Source organism: Klebsiella sp. MS 92-3 (genome assembly GCF_000195655.1).
Classification (GTDB): domain Bacteria; phylum Pseudomonadota; class Gammaproteobacteria; order Enterobacterales; family Enterobacteriaceae; genus Klebsiella; species Klebsiella pneumoniae.
Genome location: NZ_GL882745.1, coordinates 1 through 16,433, shown reverse-complemented (window position 1 = coordinate 16,433; position 16,433 = coordinate 1). Strand labels below are relative to the sequence as shown.

General features: G+C 60.5%; 15 protein-coding genes. 11 read left to right on the top strand and 4 right to left on the bottom strand.

Features of this window, described 5'->3' with window-relative positions; genetic code table 11:
* Window positions 1-258: 258 nt before the first annotated feature.
* Window positions 259-1,698: a multidrug resistance outer membrane protein MdtQ gene (gene mdtQ, locus HMPREF9538_RS22445; RefSeq protein WP_004149095.1), complete on the top strand. Its 1,440-nt coding sequence runs from the start codon at window positions 259-261 to the stop codon at window positions 1,696-1,698.
* 33 nt (window positions 1,699-1,731) lie between these two features.
* On the opposite strand, the gene HMPREF9538_RS22450 is transcribed toward mdtQ, so the two are convergent.
* Complete coding sequence (locus HMPREF9538_RS22450) at window positions 1,732-2,301, bottom strand: DedA family protein (RefSeq protein WP_002912833.1); 570 nt, start codon at window positions 2,299-2,301, stop codon at window positions 1,732-1,734.
* Window positions 2,302-2,455: 154 nt separating this feature from the next.
* Between HMPREF9538_RS22450 and HMPREF9538_RS22455 the strand changes: the two genes are divergently transcribed.
* Window positions 2,456-3,043, top strand: coding sequence for a Yip1 family protein (locus HMPREF9538_RS22455; protein WP_002912831.1), 588 nt, complete (start codon window positions 2,456-2,458; stop codon window positions 3,041-3,043).
* A gap of 188 nt (window positions 3,044-3,231) precedes the next feature.
* Window positions 3,232-4,182, top strand: coding sequence for a D-alanyl-D-alanine endopeptidase (pbpG, locus tag HMPREF9538_RS22460; protein WP_004180615.1), 951 nt, complete (start codon window positions 3,232-3,234; stop codon window positions 4,180-4,182).
* Window positions 4,183-4,404: 222 nt separating this feature from the next.
* On the opposite strand, the gene HMPREF9538_RS22465 is transcribed toward pbpG, so the two are convergent.
* Both HMPREF9538_RS22465 and dld read right to left on the bottom strand, forming a co-directional pair.
* A complete protein-coding gene (locus tag HMPREF9538_RS22465; RefSeq protein WP_002912829.1) occupies window positions 4,405-4,959 on the bottom strand; it encodes a GNAT family N-acetyltransferase in 555 nt (184 codons plus the stop codon).
* An 85-nt stretch (window positions 4,960-5,044) separates the two neighbouring features.
* On the bottom strand, window positions 5,045-6,790 hold the full coding sequence (gene dld / locus HMPREF9538_RS22470; RefSeq protein WP_002912827.1) for a D-lactate dehydrogenase: 1,746 nt from the start codon (window positions 6,788-6,790) through the stop codon (window positions 5,045-5,047).
* 194 nt (window positions 6,791-6,984) lie between these two features.
* Here dld and bglX point away from each other — a divergent pair, with 194 nt between their 5' ends.
* From bglX to HMPREF9538_RS22495, 5 genes are all read left to right on the top strand, one after another.
* Window positions 6,985-9,282: a beta-glucosidase BglX gene (bglX, locus tag HMPREF9538_RS22475; RefSeq protein ID WP_002912825.1), complete on the top strand. Its 2,298-nt coding sequence runs from the start codon at window positions 6,985-6,987 to the stop codon at window positions 9,280-9,282.
* Window positions 9,283-9,418: 136 nt separating this feature from the next.
* A complete protein-coding gene (locus HMPREF9538_RS22480) occupies window positions 9,419-10,336 on the top strand; it encodes an ABC transporter substrate-binding protein (RefSeq protein WP_009484176.1) in 918 nt (305 codons plus the stop codon).
* Window positions 10,337-10,343: 7 nt separating this feature from the next.
* Complete coding sequence (locus HMPREF9538_RS22485; protein ID WP_009307420.1) at window positions 10,344-11,501, top strand: ABC transporter permease; 1,158 nt, start codon at window positions 10,344-10,346, stop codon at window positions 11,499-11,501.
* A complete protein-coding gene (locus HMPREF9538_RS22490; RefSeq protein WP_004149083.1) occupies window positions 11,494-12,441 on the top strand; it encodes an ABC transporter ATP-binding protein in 948 nt (315 codons plus the stop codon). The genes HMPREF9538_RS22485 and HMPREF9538_RS22490 overlap by 8 nt, the downstream gene beginning before the upstream one ends.
* Window positions 12,425-13,162 (top strand): ABC transporter permease, encoded by a 738-nt coding sequence (locus HMPREF9538_RS22495; protein ID WP_004151128.1) that lies wholly within the window; start codon window positions 12,425-12,427, stop codon window positions 13,160-13,162. The genes HMPREF9538_RS22490 and HMPREF9538_RS22495 overlap by 17 nt, the downstream gene beginning before the upstream one ends.
* On the opposite strand, the gene HMPREF9538_RS0126975 is transcribed toward HMPREF9538_RS22495, so the two are convergent.
* Window positions 13,137-13,250: a protein YohO gene (locus HMPREF9538_RS0126975; RefSeq protein ID WP_002912762.1), complete on the bottom strand. Its 114-nt coding sequence runs from the start codon at window positions 13,248-13,250 to the stop codon at window positions 13,137-13,139. The two genes, HMPREF9538_RS22495 and HMPREF9538_RS0126975, sit on opposite strands and share 26 nt — an antisense overlap.
* Window positions 13,251-13,479: 229 nt before the next feature.
* On the opposite strand from HMPREF9538_RS0126975, the gene HMPREF9538_RS22500 reads away from it, so the two are divergent.
* Genes HMPREF9538_RS22500 through HMPREF9538_RS22510 form a run of 3 tightly spaced genes read left to right on the top strand, consistent with a single transcriptional unit; the run spans window position 13,480 to window position 16,399 of the window.
* Window positions 13,480-15,168 (top strand): sensor histidine kinase, encoded by a 1,689-nt coding sequence (locus HMPREF9538_RS22500; protein WP_020317136.1) that lies wholly within the window; start codon window positions 13,480-13,482, stop codon window positions 15,166-15,168.
* Window positions 15,162-15,881 carry a two-component system response regulator BtsR gene (gene btsR, locus HMPREF9538_RS22505; RefSeq protein WP_004144215.1) on the top strand — a complete coding sequence of 240 codons (720 nt, stop codon included), beginning with the start codon at window positions 15,162-15,164 and terminating at the stop codon, window positions 15,879-15,881. The genes HMPREF9538_RS22500 and btsR overlap by 7 nt, the downstream gene beginning before the upstream one ends.
* 47 nt (window positions 15,882-15,928) lie before the next feature.
* Window positions 15,929-16,399 (top strand): DUF1456 family protein, encoded by a 471-nt coding sequence (locus HMPREF9538_RS22510; protein WP_009484174.1) that lies wholly within the window; start codon window positions 15,929-15,931, stop codon window positions 16,397-16,399.
* Window positions 16,400-16,433: the final 34 nt, after the last annotated feature.

Here is a 16,433-nt window from a genome sequence, read left to right as displayed (position 1 = left end):
GGGGGGGGGGGGGGGGGGAGATTAGCCGGTTTACGCGCGCGCAGTAAAAAGATCATCGGACGTTCTTTCTCTTCATCCAGAGCGGGCAGGGTGGTAAAGAGGTGCGGCTCGTTAAAAGATGCCTGCTCATATTCACCCCTTGAATTGATAAGGTTGTTTATTTTTAGCAAACTAATAATTTAGTCACACGCTTTACTAAACGCGTTTAATTCAATTAACTTATGATAACCAACCTGATTAAGTTATCTGACCTGTCCAATGAAATTGATATTAAATAAAAGCGTGCTGGCGGCATTGCCCCTGGCCATCGCGCTGGCTGGCTGCGCGCCATCTCATGAGGTTGCTAATCCGCCGCAGCAGCAAATTCCGGCCTCCCATGTTTCCATGGATCTCCCTGCCGCCGTGAAAAATGGCTGGCCGCAGACTGACTGGTGGAAAGATTACCATGACCCACAGCTTAATAATCTGATTCAGCGAGCGTTGGCCAACGCGCCGGATATGCAGATTGCCGAACAGCGCATCAGGCTTGCCGAAGCGCAGGCGCGAATGTCGCAGGCGAATCTTGGCCCGGAGATGGATTTCTCCGCCGATATTGAACGCCAGCGCATGTCGGCCGAAGGCCTGATGGGACCGTTTGCTACCGACACCGACGGCAATACCGGCCCGTGGTACACCAACGGTACCTTTGGCCTGACCGCCGGTTGGGATCTCGATCTGTGGGGAAAAAACCGTGCGCTGGTGAAAGCGCGTATCGGCGAGCTGAAAGCCCAGGTTGCTGAACAGGCCCAGACCCGTGAGCTGCTCTCCGGCAGCGTGGCGCGTCTGTACTGGCAGTGGCAGACGGAAGCGGCGATCAAAGCGGTGCTGCAGCAGGTGAAAAACGAGCAAAATAATATCGTGACGGTCGACAAGGCCCTGTATCAGCGCGGGATCACTAACTCCGCCGAAGGGGCGGAGAACGATATTAACGTCAGCAAAACCGACCAGCAGCTGGCGGACGTGACGGGCACGATGAAAGAGATTGAAGCGCGGCTGATGGCCCTGACCAACAGCCAGAGCCAGTCGCTAAACCTCAAACCCGCCAGCCTGCCAACGGTCAGCGCGCAGCTGCCAGATACCCTCGGCTATGAGCTGCTGGCGCGCCGCCCGGATCTGCAGGTCGCCCACTGGTATATTGAGGCGTCCCTGAGCGAAGTGGACGCGGCGAAAGCGGCATTTTATCCGGACATCAATCTGATGGCGTTCCTGCAGCAGGATGCCCTGCACTTAAGCGATCTTTTCCGCCATTCGGCGCAGCAGATGGGCGTTACTGCCGGGTTGACGCTGCCGATCTTTGACAGCGGCCGCCTTAACGCCAACCTGGATATCGCCAGCGCGCAGAATAGCCTGTCGATCGCCCAGTACAACAAAGCGGTGGTGGATGCCGTTAACCAGGTGGCGAAAACCGCCAGCCAGGTCGAAACATTAATGGCCAAAAGCCAGCAGCAGCAGCAGGTTGAAAAAGACGCTCAGCGGGTAGTAGATCTGGCGCAGGCCCGAATGGCGGCGGGGATCTTACCTGGCTCCAGAGTCAGTATGGCGAAGCTCCCGGCGCTGCAGGAACGGATCACCGCATTGCGCCTGCACGGCCAGTGGATTGACGCTAGCATTCAGCTGACCTCGGCCCTCGGCGGCGGCTACCACCAGACGGTGAAGTAACCGCCAACCACGGTGCGCCCGCGGGCGCGCCGCTTAATCTTTCTTCTTACTCTCGCGCCGCCTGAGCCACCAGTGGGCGGCCACCACCACCACCACCGCGAGGATCAGCCAGATCCAGTGCTTCAGATGGGCGTCCAGATGATGCAGCCACGGGCCAACCACCTCGCCGCCGAGATAGCCAATGGTGGTAAACAGCAGGGCCCACACCAGCGCTCCGACAATATTCAGCGGCAGGAAAATGCGCGGCGGCAGGCGGCTGGCGCCGATCAGCAGGGGGCCGATTACCCGGAAGCCATACATAAAGCGGGTGCCGATGACAAACAGCCACGGCCGGTGCTGGATCATACGCTGCGCTTTACGGATCCGCGCTTTCTGACTGGCGAAACGGCGCAGGATGCGTCCCCCGAAGCGGCGGCCGACCAGATAGAGCAGCTGATCGCCAATCATCCCGCCGAGGGCGACGGCGATCACCACCAGGGGAAATTTCAGTAGCCCCTGATGCGCCGCGACGCCGCCCAGCAGGGTAATGGTCTCACCTTCCGCCATGCTGCCGACGATCAGCGCCGCGTAGCCATACTGGGAAATCAGGTGATTGATATCCATAAAAAGCTTTTCTCCTTACCTCATCACCTCTTAATCATACACCCTGCTGACCAAAACGCGGCGACGCAGAATTTTCTGTGCTGTACATAAAATAATCTACAGGGTGAATTATACTTGGATCAGTGCAGTACGAAGCCGTGACAAGGGGGACGCTATGAACCATGTCTGGGGGCTCTTCGCTCATCCCAACCGGGAAATGAGCGTGATTAAGAGCGAGAATGAAACCATTTCTCATCACTATACGCATCATGTGCTGCTGATGGCGGCGGTTCCGGTAATCTGCGCCTTTATCGGCACCACGCAGCTGGGCTGGAACTTCGGCGATGGCACCGTGATTAAACTGTCGATGCTGACCGGACTGGCGCTGGCGGTGCTGTTTTACGCCGTGATGCTCGCCGGGGTGGCGATCATGGGGCGGGTCATCTGGTGGATGGCGAGGCAGTATCCGCAGCAGCCTTCCCTGAAACGCTGCATGGTGTTTGCCGGCTACGTTGCCACCCCGCTGTTTCTGAGCGGGATTGTGGCGCTCTATCCGCTGGTCTGGCTGTGCGCGCTGGTCGGTACTATTGCGCTGTTCTATACCGGGTATCTGCTGTATCTCGGCATTCCGACCTTCCTGAGCATTAATCGGGAAGAGGGGTTAAGCTTTGCCAGCTCGACGCTAGCTATTGGGGTACTGGTGCTGGAAGTGCTGCTGGCCATCACCGTGGTGCTCTGGGGGTATGGCTACCGACTCTTCTGATCGGGCGACACGGGTAAATATGCATTGCCGGCAAATATGTATTTTATGTCGGCAATGCAGCATTTCTTCACGATTCTTATTAGGCACAGGGCCTTACGGCGCGGTATGATGGCGTTTGCCAGCGAAGTTGCCCACTTAACCTCGCGGCGTACGTTCCATAACGTGCAAAAATACTTTTCAGAATGCCCATGATGCCGAAATTTCGAGTCTCTTTGCTCAGCCTGACCTTGCTGCTGGCTGTGCCTTTTGCGCCCCAGGCGTTAGCAAAAACCCCGACGGCGGTGACCGCCTCGCAGCCGGAAATTGCCTCCGGCAGCGCCATGATCGTCGATCTGGCCACGAAAAAAATCATTTATGCCAGCCAGCCGGATCTGGTGCGCCCGATGGCGTCGATCACCAAAGTGATGACGGCCATGGTGGTGCTCGATGCCCATCTGCCGCTGGATGAGATGCTGACGGTGGATATCAGCCATACGCCGGAAATGAAGGGGATCTACTCCCGCGTGCGCCTCAACAGCCAGATTAGTCGCCGCGATATGCTGCTGCTGGCGCTGATGTCTTCCGAGAACCGCGCGGCCGCCAGCCTGGCGCATCACTATCCGGGCGGCTACGACGCTTTTATTCGCGCGATGAACGCCAAAGCCCAGGCGCTGGGCATGACCCATACCCGCTACGTGGAGCCCACCGGCCTGTCGGTGCATAACGTCTCCACCGCCCGCGATCTGACCAAACTGCTGATCGCCAGCGAGCAGTATCCGCTGATCGGCCAGCTGAGCACCACCAAAGAAGAGACCGCCACCTTCGCCCATCCGGCCTACAGCCTGCCGTTCCGCAACACCAACCATCTGGTGTATCGCGATAACTGGAACATTCAGCTGACCAAAACCGGCTTCACCAACGCTGCCGGCCACTGCCTGATTATGCGCACGGTGATTAACCAACGTCCGGTGGCGCTGGTGGTGATGGATGCCTTCGGCAAATATACCCACTTCGCTGACGCCAGCCGCTTGCGGACCTGGATTGAAACCGGGAAGGTGATGCCGGTACCCGCCTCGGCGCTGAGCTATAAAAAGCAGCGCGAAGCGCAGATGGCGGAGGCGATGCTGAAAGGCGGCGCGCAGACCGCGCAGAACGATTAATCTGCATGTCTCCCGGATGGCGGCGCATTGCGCCTTATCCGGCCTACGTGATTTGGCGCCGGGTTCGCCCCTTTCGCAGGCCCTGCAAGCGCAGCGCCGCCGGGCAATCAGGCCGAGTGCCGGTGTTTGTGCAGGATGGCGGCTGACGCCTCTCCGTAACCGCGCTGAACGGTAGCCCGGCTAAGGCGTTTACGCCGCGAGCCGGGGATTTGGCGCCGGATATCACTCCGGTAGCGTCCAGTCGCCGTCACCCAGCGCGCGCTGCATAATCAACGTATCCCGCCAGTCGCCCATCTTGTAGCCGACGCTGCGCAGCTGACCCGCCACGGTAAAGCCGAACTTTTTATGGATCGCCAGCGAGCCGGCATTGTTATGGCCATCGCCGATGATCGCCAGCATCTGCCGCCACGGGCCTTTCTCGCACTCAGCGATTAGCCTGGACAGCAGCGCGCTGCCGATGCCGCGTCCGCCCATTCCGGATTCCACGTATATCGATTCCTCGAGGGTGTAGCGATAGGCCGGACGCGGGCGATAGAAAGTGGCATAGCAGTAGCCGACGATAGCCCCGCGCCACAGCGCTACCAGCCACGGCAGCCCGTTGTCGCGCACGGTCTGGATCCGTTTACGCATTTCGTCAACGGTGGGGGGGATCTCTTCGAAGGAGGCGCGGCCATTAAGCACGTGCCAGACATACAGCGCGGCGATGGCGTGCGCATCGTCGGGCAGCGCTTCGCGAATTTCTAAATCACTGTCGAGTAACGGGGCCTCTGCGGGCATGGCGGCGCTCCTGAATCTGCCGGAGAAACATTCTCCGGCGTGCAGCGTAATACAGAAGCGCCAGGCTGAATAGTCCTGCCGTCGATTATTGCGGATCCGCCGGAGAGGCTGGCGTCGGGGCCGCTTCACCCCAGTATTTCTGCTTGCTGGTTTTACCAATCCCCGGGTTCATGCTGTTGGTGGGATCGTTCTGGCGATAGAACTGCTGCAGGCTCTCCGGGGCCTCATACAGATGACCCACGTTATGCTCCGCCGGATACTGGGCGCCGCGCGCTTTCAGTAACTCCAGCATTTTTTCCTTCAGCGCGTGGGCGTCGACCCCTTTCCTGACGATGTAATCCTGATGGAACACATGGCACATAAAGTGGCCATAGTAGAGCTTATGCACCAGCTGGCTGTCGATTTCGGGCGGCAGATGTTCGAACCACTCGGTATCGTTACGGCGCAGGGCGATATCCAGCGCCAGAATATCTTCGACTTCGTCGGCATGCACCGCCTGATAGCGGATCGCCGCGCCGGCGGCGGCAAAGCGATGGAGGAACGCCTTGCTGCCTTCCTCCGGCGTACAGGCGAAGAAATCCCCCTCGGCCTGCTGGAAGTACTCCGTCAACCAACGCTGCGCTTCTTCGATGCCGTCGCCAGCCATCTTCAGCAGCAGATGATGTTCATATTTATCGCGCCAGGTTTTCATCCGCTCCGGTAAATGTGCCGGGAAGACGTGGCCGAGCTTCTGCATAAAGCGGTCGGTAAAGTGCGGCTTAAACAGCGAGACTTTCTCCAGCATCGCGTCGGTGCGCCCCTTCATGGTGAAGAAGAACGGCATTTTGTCGGTGCCGAGCTTGTCGATCATCAGGAAGGTGTCTTTGCCATACTTCTCGGCGATATCGTAAATATCGCGGTGCATATATTCCCCCGCCACCGGCAGATGCTGGAACTCGGCGAGGATATGGCGGCGGATCTCGGTCAATACCTGCGGCTGGTTGGTGCCAATGTAAAACACCTGCTGGCGCTTTTCCGCCGGGAAAGTATCGAGACGCACGGCGAAAACCGCCAGCTTGCCGGCGCAGCCGGAGGATTCGAACAGGCGGTCCGGGTCGGCGTTATAGCGCGCCGGGGTGTCGGCATCGACATCGCGCACGCGGGTGACATAGTCGTGATCGTGGGCGTGGCGGCCGTCGTGCAGCACATCGCTATCGCTAATCCGTTCGTCATCGAGGCGGCTGAGGATCTGCTCCGGCGTGCTGCCGAGATCGATGCCCAGATGATTGACCAGCTTCAGCTTGCCGTCGGCGTCAATCTGCGCGAACAGCGACATCTCAGTGTAGGCCGGCCCGCGCTGCACCAGCGAGCCGCCGGAGTTGTTGCAGATCCCGCCGATGACCGATGCGCCGATGCATGACGAACCGATCACCGAGTGCGGTTCGCGTCCCAGCGGTTTGAGCGCTTTTTCCAGCGAATAGAGGGTGGTGCCGGGCCAGGCCAGCACCTGCTCGCCTTTGTCCAGCAGATGCAGTTTGTCCAGGCGCAGGGTGCTGATAATCACGATCTCGCGATCGTAATCATTGCCGTTGGGGGTCGAACCTTCGGTCAGGCCGGTGTTGGCCGCCTGCATCAGAATAATTTTATCGGCGTCTACGCAGGCGTTGAGCACGCGCCAGAGCTCCAGCAGGGTACCGGGAAAGACAACCGCCAGGGCCTCGCCCTGACCGGAGCGGAAGCCTTTGCGGTAGCGCTGGGTTTTTGCCGGGTCGGTCAGCAGATGCGAAGGGCCAACCAGGCGCGCCAGGTCAGCCAGAAACGTTTTATGGGTGTCAGTGGGTGCAGATGACATGTTCCACTCCTTGTGGTGGTGCGCGAAATATCGAGGATAAGCATAGCGCTTTGTATGACAATTTGATGCATGAATGTTTCGCAAAAATCAGAGAAGAACCTTAGCATTCTGCGGGCGCGTTGTTTATATATATGGCAAACTGCGGTTTTTATTATGTTTTACCGAGTCCCCGTCTGAGATAAAGCGAGATAACAATGAAATGGCTCTGCACTGTAGGCGTCGCCGTGAGTCTGGCGCTGCAACCCGCGCTGGCGGATGAACTGTTTGGTAACCACCCCCTGACCCCGCAGGCGCGGGATGCCTTTGTCACCGACCTGCTGAAAAAAATGACGGTGGACGAGAAAATCGGCCAGCTGCGTCTGATAAGCGTTGGCCCGGATAACCCGAAAGAGGCGATCCGTGAAATGATCAAGAACGGTCAGGTGGGGGCGATTTTTAACACCGTTACCCGCCCGGATATCCGTGTGATGCAGGATCAGGTGATGCAGCTTAGCCGCCTGAAGATCCCTCTGTTCTTTGCCTACGATGTGCTGCACGGTCAGCGCACCGTGTTTCCGATAAGCCTCGGCCTGGCCTCGTCGTTTAACCTTGATGCGGTGAAGACCGTGGGCCGCGTGTCAGCTTATGAAGCTGCCGATGACGGGTTGAACATGACCTGGGCGCCGATGGTCGACGTCTCCCGCGACCCGCGCTGGGGACGCGCTTCCGAAGGGTTCGGGGAAGACACCTATCTGACCACGATGATGGGCCAGGCGATGGTGGAGTCGATGCAGGGCAAGAGCCCGGCGGACCGCTATTCGGTGATGACCAGCGTCAAGCATTTCGCCGCCTACGGCGCGGTGGAGGGCGGGAAAGAGTACAATACGGTCGACATGAGCCCGCAGCGCCTGTTCAACGACTATATGCCGCCGTATAAAGCCGGGCTTGATGCCGGCAGCGGCGCGGTGATGGTAGCCCTGAACTCGCTGAACGGCACCCCGGCGACCTCTGATTCCTGGCTGCTGAAAGACGTCCTGCGCGACCAGTGGGGCTTTAAAGGCATCACCGTTTCCGACCACGGCGCCATCAAAGAGTTGATTAAGCACGGCGTGGCCTCCGACCCGGAAGACGCGGTGCGCGTAGCGCTGAAGTCCGGCATCAACATGAGCATGAGCGACGAGTATTACAGCAAGTACCTGCCGGGGCTGGTGAAGTCCGGCAAGGTGACCATGGCCGAGCTGGATGATGCCACCCGACACGTGCTCAACGTGAAATATGATATGGGACTGTTCAACGATCCCTACAGCCACCTGGGACCGAAAGATTCTGACCCGCAGGACACCAATGCGGAAAGTCGTCTGCATCGTAAAGAGGCGCGCGAAGTGGCTCGCGAGAGCCTGGTGCTGCTGAAGAACCGTCTTGATACGCTGCCGCTGAAAAAATCCGGCACTATCGCGGTGGTTGGCGCGCTGGCGGACAGCAAGCGCGACATGATGGGCAGCTGGTCCGCGGCCGGGGTGGCCGACCAGTCGGTGACCGTCCTGACCGGCATCAAAGAAGCGCTGGGCGATAACGGCAAAGTGATTTACGCCAAAGGGGCGAACGTTACCGATGACAAAGGCATTGTCGATTTCCTCAATTTGTATGAGAACGCGGTGCAGGTTGACCCACGCTCGCCGCAGGAAATGATCGACGAAGCGGTCGCGGCGGCGAAGCAATCCGATGTGGTGGTCGCCGTGGTGGGCGAGGCGCAGGGCATGGCGCATGAGGCCTCCAGCCGGACCGATATCACCCTGCCGCAGAGCCAGCGCAATCTGATTGCCGCTCTTAAAGCCACCGGCAAACCGCTGGTGCTGGTGCTGATGAACGGGCGTCCGCTGGCGCTGGTGAAAGAGGATCAGCAAGCCGATGCGCTGCTGGAGACCTGGTTTGCTGGCACCGAAGGCGGCCACGCCATCGCCGACGTGCTGTTTGGCGACTACAACCCGTCGGGCAAGCTGCCGATGTCTTTCCCGCGCTCGGTGGGGCAGATCCCAACCTACTACAGCCACCTGAATACCGGCCGGCCGTATAATCCGGAGAAGCCGAACAAGTACACCTCGCGTTACTTCGATGAAGCCAATGGCCCGCTGTATCCGTTTGGTTACGGCCTGAGCTACACCACCTTTAGCGTCTCCGATGTCAACATGTCGTCGGCCACCATGCCGCGCGATGGCAGCGTGACCGCCAGCGTGCAGGTGACCAACACCGGCAATCGCGAAGGGGCGACGGTGATCCAGCTCTACCTGCAGGACGTCACCGCCTCCATGAGCCGGCCGGTGAAAATGCTGCGCGGCTTTAAAAAGGTCACCCTCAAACCGGGCGAAACGCAAACCGTTAGCTTCCCAATCGACGTCGACGCGCTGAAGTTCTGGAATCAGCAGATGAAATACGTTGCTGAGCCGGGCAAATTCAATGTCTTTATCGGCGTGGACTCCGCCCGCGTGAAGCAGAGCGAGTTTGAGCTGCTGTAAGGTATCGCTCTTAAGTCCAACGTCACGCTTTAAAGGCCGATTAATCGGCCTTTTCTTTTTCGCATCGCTGGCAAATGGGCTACGCTTTTCTCTTAAGCTTCTGTAAGCGAAGCGCAAAAGAACTGAGGGAAGCGGGATGAAGATGGCAACGACATGGTCCGGCGCGCTGGCGCTGGCCGCCCTGATAAGTTTACCGCTGCAGGCGGCGGAGCCGGGGAAGGTCGGCTCGAAAATTGATACCGAAGGCGCGCTGCTGGGCAATATGATCCAGCAGGTGCTGGAAAGCCACGGCGTAAAAACGATTAATAAAATCCAGCTCGGCACCACGCCGGTGGTGCGCGGGGCGATTGTCGCCGGCGAGCTGGATATCTACCCGGAATATACCGGCAATGGCGCCTTCTTCTTCAAAGATGAAAACGACCCGGCGTGGAAGAATGCCCAACAGGGCTATGAGAAGGTGAAGCGCCTCGATCAGGAGAAACATCAGCTGGTATGGCTCACCCCGGCGCCGGCCAACAACACCTGGACTATCGCCGTGCGCCAGGACCTGGCGGAGAAAAATAAGCTGACCTCGCTGGCCGACCTCAGTCGCTACCTGAAGCAGGGCGGCGAATTTAAGCTGGCGGCTTCGGCGGAATTTATTGAGCGCCCGGACGCGCTGCCGGCGTTTGAAAAAGCGTATGGCTTCAACCTCAACCAGAACCAGCTGCTGTCGCTGGCCGGGGGCGATACGGCGGTGACCATCAAAGCGGCGGCGCAACAGACCTCCGGCGTTAACGCGGCGATGGCCTACGGCACCGATGGCCCGGTGGCGGCCCTGGGGTTACAGACGCTGAGCGACCCGCAGGGCGTGCAGCCGATATATGCCCCGACGCCGGTGGTGCGCGAGGCGGTGCTCAAGGCCTACCCGCAGATTGCCGACTGGCTGCAGCCGGTCTTCGCCAGCCTCGATGAAAAAACGCTGCAGCAGCTGAATGCCCGCATTGCGGTGGAGGGCCAGGATGCGAAGCGCGTGGCGGCAGATTATCTGCAGCAGAAAGGCCTGCTGAAGTAATCCACCGGTGACCATTCGCTGTACTCACCGCGTCGGCCTGCTGCTGACAGGTCTGCTGCTGGTTACGCTGGCGCTGCCGTTTGTCACTTATGCGCCGAATCGCTTACTCTCCGGGGAAGGGCGCGGGCTGTGGCAGGCGCTGCCCTGGCTCGCCGGCGTTCAGCTGGCGGCGGCTCTTGCCGGGATGCTGCTCTGCTGGCTGCCGGGCAGGATCGTGCCGTTTCTCCACCTGCTGCTGGCCGAACTGCTCTTCCCGCTGCTTATCTGGGGCAGCGGCCAGGCGGCGCTTGAGCTCTCCCGGCACGGCTCGCCGCTGGCGCGCACCTCGCCCGGCAGCGGCCTGTGGCTGTCGCTGGCGCTTTGTCTGTTGCTGGCCAGCGAGGCCATCCGTCATCTTACCGTCCGGCCGCTCTGGCGCTGGCTGCTCAATGCGCAAGTCTGGCTGTTGCCCATCATCCTGCTCGCTATCGGGGCGCTCGATCAGCTCTCCTTGCTGAAGGAGTATGCCAACCGTCAGGAGGTATTTGATGACGCCCTGCGCCAGCATCTGCTTCTGCTGTTCGGCACCCTGCTGCCGGGCCTGCTGATTGGCCTGCCGCTGGGGGTATGGCTGTGGCGGCGTCCGCGCTGGCAGGCGCCGGCTTTCACCGCGCTCAATGTGATCCAGACTATTCCGTCGGTAGCGCTTTTTGGCCTGCTGATTGCGCCGCTTGCCGGTCTGGCGCGTTATTTCCCGACGCTGGGCGAGCTGGGCGTCTCCGGGACCGGCGTGGCGCCAGCCCTGATCGCTCTCACTCTCTATGCGCTGCTGCCGCTGGTGCGCGGGGTGGTGACCGGCCTGCAGCAGGTGCCGCAGGATGCCCTGGAAAGCGCGACGGCAATGGGCATGAGCGCCGGGCAGCGCTTTCGTCAGGTGCAGCTTCCGCTGGCGATGCCGGTACTGCTGCGCAGCCTGCGGGTGGTCAGCGTGCAAACCGTCGGCATGGCGGTAGTGGCCGCGCTGATCGGCGCCGGCGGCTTTGGCGCGCTGGTTTTTCAGGGGCTGCTGAGCAGTGCGCTGGATCTGGTGCTGCTGGGCGTGGTGCCGACCATTGCCCTGGCGGTGGTGGTGGATGCCCTGTTCGCCCTGTGGGGCGCCTGGCTAAAAGGAGAGGCCAATGATTGAATTTCAAGGGGTCAGCAAAGTGTTTGCCGGCCACCCGGCGGTGAAGGACCTGACCCTGGAGCTGCGCGAAGGCGCTTTCTCGGTGCTGGTGGGGACTTCCGGCTCGGGCAAGTCGACGACGCTGAAGATGATCAATCGTCTGCTGGAGCCGGACCGGGGCACCATTCGCTTTGCCGGCGAGGACATTCGCCAGCAGCCGGTCCTGACCCTGCGGCGGCGGATGGGCTATGCCATCCAGTCCATCGGCCTGTTTCCCCACTGGACGGTGGCGCAGAATATCGCCACCGTGCCGCAGTTGCAAAGATGGCCGCGGGCAAGGATCGCCGACCGGATCGACGAGCTGATGGCGCTGCTGGGGCTGGAGGCGACGCTGCGCGACCGTTACCCGCATCAGCTCTCCGGCGGCCAGCAGCAGCGGGTGGGGGTGGCGCGGGCGCTGGCGGCAGATCCGGAGGTGCTGTTGATGGATGAGCCCTTCGGCGCCCTCGACCCGGTGACCCGCGAGGCGCTGCAGCAGGAGATGCTGCGCATTCACCGTCTGCTGGGACGGACGATTGTGCTGGTGACCCATGATATTGACGAAGCGCTGCGTCTGGCGGACCACCTGGTGCTGATGGACGGGGGCGAGGTGGTCCAGCAGGGGGCGCCGCTGGAGATGCTCCTGCGACCGAAAAATAGCTTTGTACAGACCTTTTTTGGTCGCAGCGAGCTGGGTGTGCGCCTGCTGTCGCTGCGCGAGGTGGGGGACTATTTGCGTCCCGACGAACGGCTGGCGGGCGAGGGGCTGACCGTCACCATGACCCTGCGGGAAGCGCTGTCGCAGTTTGTCGCCCGGCGCTGCGAGACGCTGCCGGTGGTCGATGCCGAAGGCAGGCCCTGCGGTACGCTGCATTTTGCCGATCTGCTGCGCCAGGAGATGAGCCATGAAGGCGCTTCGTGAGCCGCTGTGGTGGCTTATCGCGCTGTTTATCGGCCTGCTGGCAGGGCTGCCCTACAGCGCGCCGCTGTTCAGTCGGCTGTTCCCGGAACTGCCGCGGCCGGTCTACCAGCAGGAGAGCTTCTGGGCGCTCACTCTCGATCACGGCTGGCTGGTGGTGGCGTCCAGCCTCGCGGCAACGGCAATCGGGCTGGGGGCTGGGGTGGCGGTCACCCGGCCCGCCGGCAGCGCGTTTCGTCCGCTGGTGGAGACCATCGCCGCTATCGGGCAGACCTTTCCGCCGGTGGCGGTGCTGGCGATGGCGGTGCCGGTGCTGGGCTTTGGCTGGCTGCCGGCGCTGATAGCCCTCGCGCTGTATGGCATACTGCCGGTGCTGCAGGGGACGCTGGCCGGGCTGGGTTCGATACCGCCTGGGGTGTCAGGCGTGGCTGAAGGGATGGGAATGACCGGCTGGCAGCGTCTGTATAAGGTGGAACTACCGCTGGCGGCCCCGGTGATCCTGGCGGGGATCCGCACCTCGGTCATCGTCAATATTGGTACCGCGACCATTGCCTCGACGGTGGGGGCCAGTACGCTCGGGACGCCGATCATCATCGGCCTGAGCGGCTTTAATACCGCCTATATTGTACAGGGGGCGCTGCTGGTGGCGCTGGCGGCGATTATCGTCGACCGCGCGTTTGAGCGTCTGACCCGCTGGATCAGCCGACACCGCCACGCACAATAAAGGAATAGCCGGCCAGCATTACGCCGCTGATCCCGCCGATGGCCATAAGTAAGAAGAGGGTGACGACCGCGATTTTCGCTGGCTTCATAATAGGCTCCTGATGTTAACAGGGGGATTATACGGTGAAGCGCAGGTGTTAATGAAACATTAATTGCGGTTTAGCGCGCCGCGCCGGGGTTTTTGCCGCGTTTGCTGCGCAACGCGCCGCAAAAAAGTGTGATCCTGGCCGTCGTTTTTCATTTTTATGCAGGGCTTCAAAGAAAGTTTTCGCCAGGCAGGGTATGGTACGCGCTTTCAGGCATGTGTGGTTTGCGGGTATGTACGAGTTTGATCTGGTGTTGCTGCTGCTTCAGCAGATGTGCGTATTTTTGGTCATCGCGTGGTTGATGAGCAAAACCCGACTGTTTATCCCCCTGATGCAAGTCACCGTTCGCCTGCCGCACAAGCTGCTGTGCTACGTCACTTTCTCCATTTTCTGCATTATGGGGACCTATTTCGGTCTGCATATCGAAGACTCGATCGCCAACACCCGCGCCATCGGCGCCGTGATGGGCGGCCTGCTCGGCGGGCCGGTGGTCGGCGGGCTGGTGGGGCTCACCGGCGGCCTGCACCGCTACTCGCTGGGGGGAATGACCGCCTTAAGCTGCATGGTCTCCACCATCGTCGAGGGGCTGCTGGGCGGGCTGGTGCACAGCGTGCTGGTCAAACGCGGCCGGCCGGACAAAGTCTTTAGCCCGCTGACCGCCGGGGCGATCACCTTGGTGGCCGAGCTGGTGCAGATGATGATCATTCTGCTGATTGCCCGCCCGTTCCAGGACGCCCTGCATCTGGTGCAGAGCATTGCCGCGCCGATGATGGTCACCAATACCGTCGGTGCGGCGCTGTTTATGCGCATTCTGCTGGATAAACGGGCGATGTTTGAGAAGTACACCTCCGCCTTTTCCGCCACGGCGCTGAAGGTGGCGGCGTCCACCGAGGGGATCCTGCGTCAGGGGTTCAACGAAGAGAATAGCATGAAGGTGGCCCAGGTGCTGATCCAGGAGCTGGACATCGGCGCGGTGGCGATCACCGATCGCGACAAGCTGCTGGCGTTTACCGGCATCGGCGACGACCACCATCTGCCGGGCAAGCCTATTTCCTCCTCGTATACGCAACGGGCGATTGAGACCGGGGAGGTGGTCTACGCCGACGGCAACGAGGTGCCTTACCGCTGCTCGATTCATCCGCACTGTAAGCTGGGGTCGACGCTGGTGATCCCCCTGCGCGGCGAGAACCAACGGGTGATAGGAACCATTAAACTGTATGAGGCGAAAAATCGCCTGTTCAGTTCGATCAACCGCACCCTCGGGGAGGGGATTGCCCAGCTGCTGTCGGCGCAGATCCTCGCCGGACAGTACGAGCGGCAGAAGGCGCTGCTGACGCAATCCGAAATCAAGCTCCTGCACGCCCAGGTCAACCCGCACTTCCTGTTTAACGCGCTTAACACGCTGAAGGCGGTGATCCGCCGCGACAGCGATCAGGCCGGCCAGCTGGTGCAGTATCTGTCGACCTTCTTTCGCAAGAACCTGAAACGGCCGACGGAAATTGTCACTCTTGCCGATGAGATCGAGCATGTTAACGCCTATCTGCAGATTGAGAAGGCTCGCTTTCAGGCTAACCTGCAGATCCAGATGGCGGTGCCGGAAGGGCTGGCGCATCACCAGCTGCCGGCCTTTACCCTGCAGCCGATCGTGGAGAACGCCATTAAGCATGGTACATCGCAACATCTTGGCGTCGGCGAAATTACCATCCGCGCCAGCCAGGACGATCGCTGGCTGCAGCTGGATATCGAAGATAACGCCGGGCTGTACCGGGCCAACCCCCAGGCCAGCGGGCTGGGGATGAATCTGGTGGACAGGCGGCTGCGGGCGCGTTTTGGCGCCGACTGCGGCATCAGCGTCACCTGCGAGCCGGAGCGCTTTACCCGTGTCACCCTACGTCTGCCCCTGGAGGAGAATGCATGCTGAGAGTATTGATCGTCGATGATGAGCCGCTGGCGCGGGAAAACCTGCGCATTTTGCTGGAGACACAGCGCGATATCGAGATCGTCGGCGAGTGCGGCAACGCGGTGGAGGCCATTGGCGCGGTGCATAAGCTGCGTCCCGACGTGCTGTTTCTCGACATCCAGATGCCGCGCATCAGCGGTCTGGAGATGGTCGGGATGCTCGACCCGGAGCACCGCCCCTATATCGTGTTTCTCACCGCCTTTGATGAATACGCGGTGAAAGCCTTTGAGGAGCATGCCTTTGACTATCTGCTGAAGCCGATTGAAGCTGCCCGGCTGGAGAAAACCCTCGCCCGCCTGCGCCAGGAGCGTAATCTGCAGGATGTGTCGCTGCTGGATGATGCTCAGCAGACGCTGAAATACATTCCCTGTACCGGCCACAGTCGTATCTGGCTGCTGCAGATGGAGGATGTGGCCTTCGTCAGCAGCCGGATGAGCGGCATCTACGTGACCGACCGCGAGGGAAAAGAGGGCTTTACCGAACTGACCCTGCGCACCCTTGAGAGCCGCACGCCGTTGCTGCGCTGCCATCGCCAGTACCTGGTGAATATGGCGCACCTGAAGGAGATTCGCCTGGAGGAGAATGGCCAGGCGGAGCTGCTGATGCGCGCCGGACAAACGGTGCCGGTGAGCCGGCGCTATTTAAAAAGCCTGAAAGAGGCGATTGGCCTGTAAAGCTGGTACACTGCGCCCCATTGCATCATCGACAGTAAAAGGCCCTCATGCTCAGTAATGATATTCTTCGTAGCCTGCGCTACACCCTGAAAGTCAATAATAACGATATGGTGCGCATTCTCGCGCTCTCCGCTATGGAATCCACCGCCGCCAGCTTCGACACCTGGACGACGAAAGAGGATGAAGAGGGCTTTGTTCGCTGCCCGGACATTATCCTGTCGGGTTTCCTTAACGGCCTTATCTATGACAAGCGCGGCAAAGATGATTCGGCCCCGGAGCTGGCGCTGGAGCGTCGGGTGAATAACAACACGGTGCTGAAAAAGCTGCGGATCGCCTTCTCGCTGAAAACGGACGATATCCAGGCGATTATGAGCGAGCAGAAATACCGGGTGTCGGTGCCGGAGATCACCGCCATGATGCGCTCGCCTGACCACAAAAACTACCGCGAGTGCGGCGACCAGTTTCTGCGCAATTTCCTGCGCGGACTGACCCGGCGGGTGCATAACCCGAAGGCATGATTTTTTGCCGGGTGGCGGCTTCGCCTGACCCGGC